This window comes from Paenibacillus sp. PL2-23 (assembly GCF_040834005.1).
Lineage (GTDB): Bacteria > Bacillota > Bacilli > Paenibacillales > Paenibacillaceae > Pristimantibacillus.
Map to the genome: position 1 here is coordinate 3,588,724 of NZ_CP162129.1, position 13,615 is coordinate 3,602,338.

10 protein-coding genes and 1 pseudogene are annotated in these 13,615 nt (G+C 52.6%); 4 read left to right on the forward strand and 7 right to left on the reverse strand.

Annotation, left to right across the window (positions count from 1 at the left end; genetic code table 11):
• Positions 1-71 precede the first annotated feature (71 nt).
• The 3 genes and pseudogenes from AB1S56_RS15775 to AB1S56_RS15785 form a co-directional block, all read right to left on the reverse strand.
• Positions 72-2,309: a glycoside hydrolase family 88 protein gene (locus AB1S56_RS15775; RefSeq protein WP_340869351.1), complete on the reverse strand. Its 2,238-nt coding sequence runs from the start codon at positions 2,307-2,309 to the stop codon at positions 72-74.
• On the reverse strand, positions 2,306-4,060 hold the full coding sequence (locus tag AB1S56_RS15780) for a hypothetical protein (RefSeq protein WP_340869353.1): 1,755 nt from the start codon (positions 4,058-4,060) through the stop codon (positions 2,306-2,308). Before AB1S56_RS15780 ends, AB1S56_RS15775 begins: the two co-directional genes overlap by 4 nt.
• Before the next feature lie 32 nt (positions 4,061-4,092).
• Positions 4,093-4,668: pseudogene (locus tag AB1S56_RS15785) on the reverse strand (carbohydrate ABC transporter permease); the annotation flags it as partial.
• 295 nt (positions 4,669-4,963) lie between these two features.
• Here AB1S56_RS15785 and AB1S56_RS15790 point away from each other — a divergent pair.
• The 4 genes from AB1S56_RS15790 to AB1S56_RS15805 are packed head-to-tail and all read left to right on the forward strand — an operon-like array spanning position 4,964 to position 7,805.
• Complete coding sequence (locus AB1S56_RS15790) at positions 4,964-5,386, forward strand: DUF6431 domain-containing protein (protein ID WP_340869355.1); 423 nt, start codon at positions 4,964-4,966, stop codon at positions 5,384-5,386.
• A gap of 46 nt (positions 5,387-5,432) precedes the next feature.
• The gene (locus AB1S56_RS15795) at positions 5,433-6,788 is read left to right on the forward strand and encodes a DDE-type integrase/transposase/recombinase (RefSeq protein WP_367903367.1); all 1,356 of its coding nucleotides are present in this window, start codon (positions 5,433-5,435) and stop codon (positions 6,786-6,788) included.
• The gene (locus AB1S56_RS15800; protein ID WP_367903368.1) at positions 6,781-7,581 is read left to right on the forward strand and encodes an ExeA family protein; all 801 of its coding nucleotides are present in this window, start codon (positions 6,781-6,783) and stop codon (positions 7,579-7,581) included. The genes AB1S56_RS15795 and AB1S56_RS15800 overlap by 8 nt, the downstream gene beginning before the upstream one ends.
• Before the next feature lie 17 nt (positions 7,582-7,598).
• Positions 7,599-7,805, forward strand: coding sequence for a DUF5348 domain-containing protein (locus tag AB1S56_RS15805; protein WP_367903463.1), 207 nt, complete (start codon positions 7,599-7,601; stop codon positions 7,803-7,805).
• Between the two features lie 37 nt (positions 7,806-7,842).
• Here AB1S56_RS15805 and AB1S56_RS15810 read toward each other — a convergent pair whose 3' ends face one another.
• The 4 genes from AB1S56_RS15810 to AB1S56_RS15825 all read right to left on the reverse strand — a co-directional run bounded on the left by AB1S56_RS15810 (position 7,843) and on the right by AB1S56_RS15825 (position 13,472).
• Complete coding sequence (locus AB1S56_RS15810) at positions 7,843-8,223, reverse strand: hypothetical protein (protein ID WP_340872245.1); 381 nt, start codon at positions 8,221-8,223, stop codon at positions 7,843-7,845.
• Between the two features lie 56 nt (positions 8,224-8,279).
• Entirely contained in the window at positions 8,280-9,182 is a 903-nt protein-coding gene (locus AB1S56_RS15815; protein WP_340872244.1) for an ABC transporter permease subunit, read from the reverse strand.
• An 83-nt stretch (positions 9,183-9,265) separates the two neighbouring features.
• Positions 9,266-10,882, reverse strand: coding sequence for an extracellular solute-binding protein (locus tag AB1S56_RS15820; RefSeq protein WP_340872243.1), 1,617 nt, complete (start codon positions 10,880-10,882; stop codon positions 9,266-9,268).
• Between the two features lie 328 nt (positions 10,883-11,210).
• Positions 11,211-13,472, reverse strand: coding sequence for a helix-turn-helix domain-containing protein (locus AB1S56_RS15825; protein ID WP_340872242.1), 2,262 nt, complete (start codon positions 13,470-13,472; stop codon positions 11,211-11,213).
• Positions 13,473-13,615: the final 143 nt, after the last annotated feature.

A 13,615-nucleotide genomic window follows, 5' to 3' on the forward strand; every position in this document is an offset into this window, starting at 1 on the left:
GGAGCAGCATACGTTTCGCGTCGAAATATAAGCCCAGTATAGAGAACACTGCTTTCTTATCTTTTAAACCATCACCCGGTTATCATCTTCAGGCTGGCTATCTCCACACCCGCCAGCATCATGATGCCGATCCCATGGTTGTCGTTAACAACGGTGCGCAGATCATACATGTAGTAGTCCGGGGAAAAGGAATATCGAGACCCGCTGCACACGCCGTGCACGTTGCCCGAACGGTCAATCGCGCTGCTGGCCAGCCCCCGCCAAGCCTTCAAGGCAGCATCCGAATAACGGGCAGCCTGCTGATCCAGCCAGCCGAAGCGTACGCCTCGAGCGAACGCGTAAGCGAACATCGCCGTGCACGAAGCCTCCTCATAAGCGTCCGGTTCATTCAGCACCTGCCGCCATAGTCCCGATTCGCTTTGAAGACGAGCTACCCCCGCACACATATCCCGGAAAAATCTCAGCAGCTCCTCGCGGTCAACATGCTGGCGCGGGAGATGCTCCAGCAGCTCAGACAGTGAGAACAGCACCCAGCCGTTGCCCCGTCCCCAAGGCACCTTCGTCGCCTGGCCGTACTTGAAATCATAGACATGAGACATGATTCCCTCCTCTTCCAGGAACAGATAGCGCCGGAACAGCAGAAACTGCTTGGCTGCCTCGTCCATCGCATGTTGCTTCCCGCTCACAAGCGCATATCGAGTCAGGAATGGAGCGCTCATATACAGATCGTCGGCCCACATCGTCTGATCAAAGTATTCGCCCTCGCTCAATCGGTAGAAGGCGCCATCCTCTGTTCTCTCCAGCTTCCCAAGCATGAAGTCCCCAATCTTATCGGCAATTCGCAGGAAGCTTGCATCCCCTGCCAGAGAATAAGCCTCCAGCATTGCTGAGCCGAAAGAGCCGCAGTTATCCAGCATGCGCATAAGCACCAGTTGGTGATTAATGGCGGGGAATCCATACGCCTCCCGATCCCAGAGCGAATAGTCATAAAAGCGGGTACAGCTGCGGATATGCTCCAGCGCGTATTGGGCTAGATCCTGCCGGTTCAGCGCTTTGGCCGATCGCAGCAGCCCATACATCGTCACGCCAAGCGGGTAATCCCACCGCCCGAAGTTTGTTGCCGAGCCAGTCGTCCATTTGTTGCTGAGCATTGCGTTCTCGTAGTAGGGCCGCAAGCGCGTATGGGGCGCATCCAGCTCCCAATAGGCGAGCCCTGCCGGACTGCCGTCCTGATGAACAGCAGGCAGCAATGTATGCGTACAACACACTTCGCTTGGGTTCAGCTCGGCATCGGCGTCGATGGGCCCCCGGTATAGCCACGGCCCCTCATACCCGTGCACCTGAATCGGCAGCTCCAAGGGCAGCGGCTGCCCATCTGCCGTCGCATGAAGCTCAAAGCCCCAGCCTTGTGGACTGCTCAAGGTGCGAATCAGGAGTTGGCCGCCGCCTGCTGGCCGCCGAATAGACGTGCGAAACGTCCCCGCCTCCGGCAATTCAAACACCCTCTCGTCATCCAGCCACAGCTCTGATGGTCCGCACGCATGCCCCTCTACCACGATGCTCTGTCGACCCGTCTGCGGCAGCCTGGCCCATCCATAGCCCGCAACGGGAACGGTCGGCCGGCCGAACAGCCTCTCCAGATTAGGCTTAAGCGCATCCTCATCTGTCCACCTTGCGCGAGGCTGCCAGAGTAGTCCAGTTTCCTCCTCAGTCTGGTCGAAAGCCGGCATCGCACCCTCTCCGAATAGCGGCCTATTAACCGATTCCGAATATACCCAGCCCGCATGCCCGGCCCTCCCTGAGAATGGAGACAATACATTCAGAATTCGTACCTTTCCCTCGTCTGCCCCGAATCGGCAGCCAAAGCCAGCCGCTGTTTTCTTCGCTTCGATAAGCAGCTTATTCCAGCCCTTGCGAAGCAGAATCGGAATAATCGCTCTGGCGTGCGGCTCCATCTCCTCTACTACAGTGGAACGATAGATTCTCTCCTCGTTCATATACAAGGTAACAGGGCCTAGCGGCTGCATGACGCCGTCTATGGATCGTTCATCATCGCTCCACACGAGTCCGCACGCGTAAGCATAATGCCCTTTGCCCGCCTCCGGCAGCCTCTCCGCCAGGTTGATCTCATAGAGCCCTTCCTCCGTCTGCAGAATGCCCGCCTTGGAGAAGGCTCTCAGTGCGAATGGAACTGGCGGATTCACTCCCGTATAACGCGCGGCAAGCACCTCCAGTATGCGACGGCTATCGTTTCCAAACCAATAACGAGCGCTCTCTCTGTCCGTCAAGCTTGCTTGCATGTGTATCATTGACTGCTCCTTCCCGATGTACGGATATGGAACGTTTTGTCGTACGGCGTCAACAGGTTGACGAGCAGCGTCTGACAATTCGCCGGGTAAGCCGTATTGTTGAGCACACGAGCACTATGCTCATGCCCGCCTCCCTCCAATGCAATCCAGTCGCTTCCAGCCGCACATGTGACGACCCCTCCCTGCCAGAACGACGTGCCTGTCCCTGCAGGAGAAAGCCTGCCTCCACTCAGCTCGCCTTCACGATCAAAGACAAACGAAATTTGCGTCATCAGCAGATCAGGTGCCTCGCAGCGAAGACGAATGGTCCAGCCTTCCTCATTCTCTGATAGGTCGATGTCAATGGCATGGCTTTGTTCATGCGTTAGCTCACGGAGATGATGCGGCAGCAGATACCAGGGACTCACCTTCTCGCTTGCGCTTGCCGGCAGCCTATCCGCGGCAACGGGTCCATAATAGCCCTTATGCTCAACGGCTGACAGACGGTAGCCAATCTCCCGCTCCTCCAGCCGCTGCAGCTTCACAAAGCCTGGCTGGAAGGACGTCGCAGCCTGGACGGCCAGAAGGCGGACTGCTCCGTGGCGTAGAGCAAAAAACGAATTCGATTCGGTTATAACCGTTGCGCTGGTGGGACCATTCCGGTGCCTGGCTACAGGCGCACCGAAATCGGGATGCAGCCGGCTATGGTAGATGCGGCCTCCATGGCCGGCCCCCTCCATCTGGCTCAGGTAATGCTCGCGCGGGAAGCTGCTGTTTATGACAATGCGATAGTGATCCGGCAGCGAGGACGGCTGAACCTCGCTGCTGCGAAGCTCAGAGTATCGCATCATGCCAAGCAGCGCGTTATTGGGCAGCCAGCCCGGGTGCTTCAGCGCCTGTCCGGCATGCTCCGCAATCGCAGCAAACAACGGGCTTCGATCACGTTCAGCCATCAGCTTCGCGACGAGGAAATAACCGCTCATATCGTATTGGCTGCCGAAATCCTGCCGACCTGAATAATCCGTTACTACAGTGCCGTCTGGATGAATCATATACGCCATCATGTTGAGGTTACGTCGAACCGGCTCCAGCAGCACCGGCATGTCGAACAGCTCCGCCGTATAATACAGCACGATGTCGCTGACGGCGTTGTAGATGCCGTTGCTCCGTTCCGTCCATTCCCCGTCCTCTGTACAGTCGAGACCTTCTGCAAGCCACTGCTCTGCTCGAGCCTTGAGCTCTGTCCTGCCGGTCAATTGATACATGAATCCGAGCGCTGCTGTAATAACCCAGCGATGATTCGGGGTATGGCAGCCTCCCGTAAGCAAGGCCGGAATCGTACGCTCAAGGAAGGTGCGAATATCCCCAGCCGCTTGCTTAAGCGGCAGCCATTCATTACCGGCCAGCAGCTCATACACTTGAGCCAGACCGCCCACGACGAACGCCGTATCGGGCGGTGAATGCCTGTTCGTCCAAGGTGGGGAGATCGTCCCGTCCTCGTGCTGCGACCTCAGCATAAAGGCCGCGGCCAGCTCCAGTCGGCGCAGAAGCTCTGCGTCACGATAATACCTGGAAGCTTCGTTCACCAGAGCCGTCGCCCATAGCGCCATCACCATCGGCGTACCGCCATGGCTTGGCCAAGCGATGCCATTCGCGGGATCCACCACCCCTCCTTCGAACCGGCTCCCTCTCGCCAGCACCTGATGTTCCATGCCATCCTTCACACGCTCATCATTGATTGCAATCAGCTTGTCATAAATGTCCACTAGCATGCACTTCCCCCTTCACCTTGACAGCGCAGACACTATCCTTTGACTGCGCCTAGCATTACACCGCTGACAAAATATCTCTGGAGCCACGGATAGACGAGTAGAATGGGCACAGTGGCAAATATAACGCTTGCCGCCTTCAGGCTTTCGGGGACAAGATTAGCCATCTGCGCTCCTTCATTTTGCAGCAGGTCCGTAATCATGTTGTTCTGAATGAGCTGATACAGCTTCAGCTGCAGTGGATACAGCTCCGGACTGGTAATGTACATCAGCGTATCGGTAAAGCCGTTCCAGCGACCCACTGCATAGAAGAGGCTAAGCGTCGTTATGACCGGCAGAGAAAGCGGCAGCATAATGCTGATTAGAGTGCGAAAGTGACTGCTTCCGTCAATTTCAGCCGACTCCTCCAAACTTTCCGGAATGTTCTGTAAAAAGGAAATAAGGATAATCAAATAAAATGGATTAATTAAACCAGGAAGCACTAGCGCCCATATTGAATCCAACAGATGCAGATTGCGAACGAGAATATATTCGGGAATGATGCCGCCGCTGAAGAACATGGTAATGACGACGAGCAGCATGATTGTCTTGCGCCCGCGCAGCTTCTTTTGAGCCAAGGTGTTTCTGCCGTCCATTAATAGCCGGAAGTTGACGTTCATAAATGTCCGAAATTAGACCGATATAGTGACCATACTATCAGTCTAAAGAAAGAAGAAACGCTTCCGTAATCGTCATGCTGTTACGAGCAGCATAACCGGAAGCGTCACCCCAAGAATATGGTCATTGTATCAGATTTCACGCTGGTTGAGAAGGAGTCTGCGACCGGCGTTTTTTGTTAGGAGTGCGGAATTGGTTCCCTGTCCCTGCTGCGGCTGCTGGTTAGAGGTAGCGGGCAGTCGGGGGCGGGTGTGGTACAGAAGTAGCGGAGAACGAGCGAAGCTCATCATTCGGAGGTTGTACTGTAGGTCATGCGCAAGAATTCATCATGAGCTGCCAGATCTGCTTGTCCCCTACAAGCGGTATGACGCTGAAAGCATCGAAAATGCCTTAGTAGAGCCAGATGCTTTAGTAGTAGCCGCAGACGAATCCACCCTTTCTAGATGGCTGGCTTGGTTTCGGGTATGGGCGGCGTATGCAGCAGCAGCGCTTCAGGCGATTAGCATCCAGTTCCAGCTCCCTGTGCAGCAAGCGTCCGTTGCTCCGCAGTCCGCACTCCACGCTTTAGGACGGTATGTCGGTGACGCAGCCGGGTGGCTAAGAAGAACTGTCCGCCCCATCGCCAATTTAAATCTTTGGGTTACAGACCCGTTCTGCCTGTCTGTCCGCTGAAGCTTGTTTTAGACTCATGCTAACCCTAGTAAATGGAGGCATGAGGATGAACAGACAAAAGAAATCGGACAAGGTTGCGGCGGAACGCTTTCAACTGCTGTCGCCGCTCCTAGCATCCGGTCTGGATGCGGCGAAGGCGGCTCAGTTAAAGTCGGCCATTTGTGCGCAGTCCGGCTTATCAGAGAGGACGCTGCGCCGGTACTTGGCCGAATATCGCAAGGATGGGTTCGACGGACTCAAGCCGAAACCCAAAGGCCGGAAGCCGCTGCCAGACACCATACCAACTGAGGTGCTGGAAGAAGCGATCCTGCTTCGGCGGGAGGTGCCGAAGCGGAGTGTGCGCCAAATTATCCAGATCCTCGAATGGGAGGAGAAGATCGCACCTGGAATAATTAAACGCAGCACCCTGCAGGCGAGATTAACCAGGCGCGGTTACAGTTCAAGGCAGATGCGGATGTATGCCGGTGGCGGTACGGCCGCGCGGCGCTTTCAGAAGCAGTCCCGCAATCGCTTATGGCAGAGTGACATCAAGTATGGGCCGTACCTTCCCATTGGTCCTGGCGGTTCGAAGAAACAAGTCTATCTGGTGTTATTCGTGGATGACGCGACGCGGTATGTGCTGCATGGAGCCTTCTACGCGTCGATGGAGCAAGCCATCGTCGAGGACAGTTTCCGAAGAGCGATCGAGAAATACGGTGTCCCAGAGGCCGTGTACTTCGACAACGGCAAGCAATACCGCACGACTTGGATGAACCGGACGTGCGCGAAACTCGGTATTCGCTTGCTCTTTGCCAAGCCCTACTCTCCGGAAAGTAAAGGCAAGGTTGAGCGTCTAAACGGCGCTGTGCAGAGCTTTCTGGACGAGGTCGCGCTTGAGAACGTTAAGACACTCACCGAGCTTAACGACTGGTTCCAAGTATGGCTTTCGGAGTGCTACCAGAATAAACCCCATGCCGCGCTGGCGAACAAACAAACACCCGAAGCTGCGTTTCGGAGCGATCCGGCAGCGCTTCAGTTCGTAAATTCCGAGCACCTCGCGGCCAGCTTCCTCCACGCGGAACAGCGGAAAGTGGATAAGGCCGGCTGTATCAGCTTTCAAGGCAAGAAGTATGAAGTTGGGCTGTTGTTCATTGGGCAAACGGTTCAAGTCGTCTATGACCCGGCAGATATCACAGAAGTGACGATCGAATACGAGGGATGTACGCCTTGGCAAGCACGGGAGCTCATCATTGGAGAAAGGGCTGGCAAGCGGCCGGCCCTTCCAGAGCATTTGCAGAAGCAGTCAGCAACGGAATCCCGCTTGCTCCGAGGTGCCGAGCGGAAGCATGACGAGCGCGCACAAACCCAAACGCCGGCCGTCTCCTACCGCATGCTGAGGAAGGAGGCTGGCAAGGATGTTTGAATCCTTCTACGACATGACCCGTACACCATTTGCTCGGGATATTCCCGTGACAGAGCTTTATCCGGCGAGTGCTATGGAAGAGATGCTGGACCGGTTGCAATACGCTGCTGAGCGCCAATTATTCGCCGTCATTAGCGGCGACTGCGGGACGGGCAAGACAACAACAGTCCGCCGCTTTGCCGCCATGCTGGATGCAGCGAAGTATAAGCTGTTGTACCTGTCGGACTCCAAGCTAACGCCGCGCCACTTCTACAAAGGGTTGCTCGAACAACTCGGATGCGAGTCGAAGTTCTACCGAGGCGATGCGAAGCGTCAGTTGCATCGCGAAGTGGAACTCATGCGCGGCATTCATCGACTGGAACCGGTTGTCGTCGTAGATGAAGCCCATCTGCTCGATCGGGAGATGCTGGAGGAAGTGCGCTTTCTCCTCAACTTCAAGATGGATGCGCAAAGCCCCATGGCGCTAATTCTAGTCGGGCAGAACGAGCTATGGGAAAAGCTTCGTCTTCAATCCTACACAGCGATTCGTCAGCGGATTGACTTGCAGTGCAAGCTGCCCTATTTCGACCGTTCCCAAGTCGGTGAATATCTGAAGCGTCAGTTAGCGTATGCCGGCACCAATCATGAGATATTCTCTGATGAGGCGGTAAATGAAGTTTACCGATTCTCGGGCGGATCGGCCAGACTCATCAACAAGTTGAGCACTCATTGCCTCATCTACGGAGCCCAGATCAAGCGCCGCATCATTGACGATCATATGGTGAAGCACGTGATTCAGGGTGAATTGTCATGAACGAGCCTTGGAACCAGATGACCTACGATCGGGACGCGAATAGTTGGTTTGTCCTGCTAGGAGAGAAAGCTTATCCTGTTTATTGCGGTGAATGTTTTGAAATTCGCATTGGAGATCGTGGCATTCCCTGTCGACTCGAGCTTGACCGATATTGGTACGTGATCATGAGAGAAACGCGATTTAACTTGAGGAATAAAGAAGTTTACCATATTCGATTCGTTTAACAGAAATGGGAAAGCCGAAACTTCTTGGCTTTCCCATTCATTGAATCTCTATGGACATGATTACGATCAGACCTTGGATAACTAACGCGATCATTTTCTGGACAGTATGGATCAGCAGTAACACCAAGGGATAACCGATAGCTATAGTCATCAGCATGCACAGCAAGGTGAACAAGCCCGTCAGCAGCACGGTAAAGCCAAGCGAGCGAATCATGGAGACGTCAGTGAATACTTGAACGTAGGCCTCCAGATTCAGCTCTACGGGAAGCAAGCTGACCTTGCCTGACAATATGGGACCTGACGAGCTTAAGGAAATAGCAGCTATATGAAGAAATGGAGCCAGACAGATCAAGGTGCAGAATAACAGGATTACAAAGTTAGCCGTGTCGAACACGCGGTTCGCGGTTTGCTCTTTCATAAGCGTCCGCTCCTTTCAAATGATCGAATTCATGAAGGATATTGGCGCAGCTTCGCCTACATAATCCCTTCATCCGTCAACTTCTTGGAGGCGTAGTTGGCTCCAAGCACAAAGATGAGTCCTACGACAGCCTGGAACAGCCCGACTACCGTAGCAAGTGTATATTGTCCGGATTCGAGACCGATCCGATAGACGAATGTGCTCAGCACATCCGAATATTCGCGTACAGCCAAATTTCCGATTACATATGGACGTTCAAAGCCTATAGAAACCATATGACCTAAATTAATAATGAGCAGCACAACAATTGTCGGTTTGATTCCCGGAAGCGTAATATGCCAAATGCGCTTCAACCTACCCGCGCCGTCAATTCCTGCAGCCTCGAACAGCTCCTTGTTAATTCCCGTCAAGGCAGCCAGGTAAATAATCGTTCCCCAGCCTGCGCTCTGCCAAACGCCAACAAGCAGATAGGTCAACAGCCAATCATTTTTGTCGGTAAGAAACGGTATAGCCTCAAATCCCATAGAAGTCATTATATTGTTAATCATTCCGGATTGCGTGCCGAACACCTGATAGACGATGCCACCGATAATGACCCACGAAATAAAATGAGGAATATACAGAATCGTTTGCGACAGCTTCTTGAACCACACCGCCTTCATCTCATAGAGCATAATGGCGAGAACAAGCGGTGCTGGGAAGGATACAAGCAAATCCAAAAAATTAAGCATCAGCGTATTGCGAAGCGTAAGATAGAAATCCCGCATGCCGAACACTTCTCTAAACGCTTCAAGGCCAATCCATTCGCTTTTCAGCATCCCCTGAAAGAAGTTAAAGTCCTTAAAGGCAATCTGAATGCCGTACATCGGGCCATATTTGAACACGATAAAATAGGTCAGCGGCAGCACAAGCAGCGCATACAGCTGCCAATATCTGCGGAAATAGACATTCCAGCTCACAGCAGTCTCCTCCTTAACAATCGGCAGCGGTTGGAAGGGAGGAGCAGAGTCCTACCTTCCACCATGCTTGCCCGATCGGCGCTTTATTTCGCCTTCATTTCTTTGTATACGGCGGTGCGCTCATCCAGGATGGCTTGACCTCCGCTTGCCATGTAGTCCTTCATCATGGAGTCGAATACGCTTTCGAATTGGTCCGGCCTCGACATGGTTGTCTTGACGATCATTTCGTTAAACTTGTCTAGAAGCGTTGTACCATATTTCGTCTGCGCCTCGATCGGTCTGTCCATCAGGACGGGAGGAATCACATCGCTATTGGCAATCTTTTGAGCAGCTTCTACCTGATCCTTGAATGGCTTTGGCATTTGGAGCGCTCTTGCCTGGAGGTTCTTCTCCATGCTTCCAAGCTGCTTGCCATTGGAGATAATCGCCATATCGCCTTGGTTGTACAGACGATTAGCAGCCTCCTCAGTCAGGTTCTCTACAACAACTGGAATGCCATCCACCAATGTGTAGTTCTCGCCCTCAACTCCATTTTGCATATGGAACAGATTGTCCTCGGATGCCATCCACTCCAAATACTTGACAGCCTCAACTGCTCGCTCGCTTGATTTCGGTATCATGATGTACATACCATTCGGAGCGTACATCGGCTTGGCATGCTTGCCTTCCTCATTCGTATACACGTCTACGGAATGCAGCAAGGCGCCCGGTACGTTTTTCTGAAGCGTGGCATACGTGCCGTTCTCATAGAACGGGTTGATGTCATCCTCGCTGTAGAAGCCTACTTTGCCCGTCGCCACGTCTTCCCCTAGCTTTTTCTTATCCTTATCGAGACCAAAATCTTTGCTCATGAGGCCTTCATTGTACAGCTTGTTCATGAACTGAAGCGCATCCTTGAAGCCTGGCAGCAGAGTCGGATAATCGTTAGAGCCTAACTGCTGGGTTAGCGTGAATCGCTCCTCCTCTGTTGTCGGCTTAACGAAGGACCATAGAAGCGGCTCATATTGGGCAGAGGCAATAGTCATGCCTAATGGTATAACCTGTCCTCCCGTCTGCCCAGGATCCTTTTCTTTAAACGCTTTCAATGTTTCGTAGAGCTCTTCGGTCGTCTGAGGCACGGGCAGCCCCAGCTTATCCAGCCAATCCTGACGGATAAAGGAAGCATATTTGCCTACATTGGAGCGCTTGGCCGGAATAGCGAATTGGGTTCCTTCATATTGGCCATAACCTAGCACCTCTGGACTAAGGAAGGCCGTCAGGTTTGGCGCATGCTCTTCCAGCAGCGGACCAACATCTGTCAAGCCGCCTTGCTTGGCATACCGGTTGAAGGTATTGGGATCATACGTAAATACAATATCCGGTACATTGGTGCCGCTTGCCATAAGCACATTCAGCTTCTCGACCTCCTCGGAGCGAGGTACCGGCACGTATTCCACATCAATGTTATTAGGGTCGCCGAAATTTTTCTGAACGAATTGCGTTAAATAATTGTCTGTAATGGTGGAGCCTGCTGGTGAGTTGCCTCGATCGAACACCTCAACCTTGAGCGTTACGCGTTTCTCGGGAGCCGCAGTGCCGCCGTTGCTTTCCTTTACACCCTCATTCCCCTTGCTGCTGCAGGCACTGAACAACATGGTGCATGCAAGTGTGAGCACAAGCAGCATGACCGCTTTTCTTTTTCCTTTTGCAAACTTTTCCATCGAATTCCAACCCCTCTTTCGTTCGGATAAATGGCTTCCTGGGTACACTTCCGTGTTAAATTGACAGTGCGTGTATCGGGAAGTGGCCTCAGTATGGCACGATATTTGCAGTGGTGGCAATAAACTAGATTCGAGTGAGCAAACCGCTCACCAATCCCTTGCTGCGCCTGGAGTTTCAAGATTGCAATCAATCCTTTTCCCGAAATAAACCGTAAGTCAGCCGCCTGCAATAAAGCGGATTCCCATGATAAACGCTAATCGGCAGAGATAAAGCAGCGGCAGTCCGAATCGCTAAACCGCTTCGGACTGCCGCATTATGTGCTGAATGTTACTGACGATTATTATGATAGCCTAACGACAAAGCTGACGGCCGTATTCGCAGCTTGCGATATTCACCTGGTGTCACACCGGTAGTACGCTTGAACACACGGCCGAAGGTAATAGAATTGGCATAACCTACCCAGAGCGCAATTTGATGCACCGTCTCATCCGTCTCCGCAAGCAGACGCTCCGCCTCGCGCATACGGAGCTGAACCAAATAGTCAACAAATTTCATATCATATTCCAGCTTGAATAGATAGCTTGTGTATTTAGCCGATATTTGAAACCGGTCGCTAAGATGCTTAAGCGATAGGTCGGGGTCGGCAAAATTTTGTTGAATATAAGCTCTAATTTCCGCAATTAACGTTTTGTAGCTTTTGGTTTGACTAAGCTCCACATACTGATCATAAAGCGCGTCCAAGCTGTCCAGAAGTCTCTCTCGCAGCGCCCCGAGGGACGGTGCCTCCTTCAGCTCTTGCAGCAGCCGTGGCATCTGATCGCCGTCAATGCTCTCGTCCAGTGAATCCGTTAGCTGCTTCAGCTCACGGCCCAGCATCTGCAGCAGCAACTGAATTAAGGAGTAGATCTCCTCGTCCCTAAGCTTGTCCTGCTCCAGCTGCGAGAACAGCAGCTCTAAGGTATCGCGCCAGCTGTCGCTTGTCAGCCTGAATTCCTGTACCGAATCGGTGCATTGCTGCATATACAGGAATAAACCGCTTGGCTTATTGGGCGGAATATCGCCGCTGTAAGTGATTGCCTCTTGTCCAATCGTGAGCAGGTAAGCCAGACCGGATTCTGCATCGCGGAACGACTGCCGGATTCCGCCCCAGTCCCTCACAATAGAGCCGATGCCGATGGAAAGCGAAAATCGCAGATGCTTTTCGACCCATGGTCTTGCTATTAAGGCTGTTCTTCGCAGTCTCTCCAGCAGCTCTCCATCGCTTCCATCCGATGAAGCAAATACAAATATAATTTTATCCGGCGCACTCCATTCACCCCAACCGCGCAAGCCCTCGTTAAGACCAAGCTCCTGAAGCACATTGCCAAGCGCAAATTTAAGAACGTTCTGCTCATTCAGCGTATTCCGAGATTGAAAGCTCTCATACTGGTTCAGCCTTACAATCATAACAGCGTAGCTTCCCGCACAAGGGAGCAGGTCTAGCGTACGCATTCGCTCGCTGGTATGCTCTTGCCGCTGTCCGCTCAAAAGATCGTTGAACAGCTGTCTGCGTTGGAGCAGAACGCTTTCCTTCTGTTCCTTCTCGTAATCCATCGACTGCACAATTAGGTTTTCCAGTGCTCGGTCAATCATCGTCATGTCGTCCAGCTTAACCGCTTCTCCATCGCTGCCGCGAAGCTGAAGGGCTTGAATGCGATTCATCATCAGCCGAATTGGCTTATAATTACGACGTGTGACCCACACAATATAAATAATCGCTATGAAGAAGGTTACCATTGCCAATGCAACCCAAACGTAAGATACAACTGATACCCAGCCCAGCAGTTGCCCCGCGTAGATGCCGCTCTCGAATGTCCAGCCAAGCGAACGGGAATGAACCTTTGTCAGCACATCACCTTCTCCTGCAGCGGCAGAGCCTTGGCTGGGGGGATAAATGAGTTGATTAGAAGCATCGAAGATACGCATGAACGACAATGTGTGATTGGTCATACTGGCAATAAACTGATGAGTCGCGTACAAATCAACATTAATGACCAGAAGGCCTTCCTTGCCGAACGGCAGCGGCGTCTGCTTGTACATCGTAATGACCTTCACCGGATCCAATCGGTCATACTCTCTAAAATCCCTGCTCTCTGACCAGCCTTGGTAGGTGCGGTTCTGCTTCGCATGAGCAATGAAGCTGCGATCGCCGAATTCCAGCAGCGGGGTTTGTCCATTGGCTGTCAGCACAGTATCATCGGATTGTCTGTACAGATAGATCGACTCGATTAGATCGCTGTCCTCGACCAAGGCCCTCAAGCTGTGCGCAATATTGTACTTGTCACTTGTAATCGAGGACCCATTCAGATAGGCAGCGTAGCTCGCGTTGGCTGACACCTCATTCAATACCTTAAACTCGACGTCTCTGACAGCTCGTTCCACGCTGTCCACTACGTAACCGGTTGCAATACTGTCGGCCTTGGTCGTCTCGGATTTCGATACCTCGTTAACCGCGATGAACGACAGGAAAATGATCATCGATACGGTGAGCACCAAAATCGGAAAATACGAAACGAACAGCCGCAAATACCAGTTATTCAGCTTAATCATAACCAACCTCCAGCTTTGCTCCGATTCTATAATTTGAAAGCGCTATCATATTTGCTTCAAGCAATAAGTTAAGCGGTTTACCCGCCAATCAATTGTATCACGGCTTCTCCGATAACGGAACCCTGTTCATCAACAAGAAAATA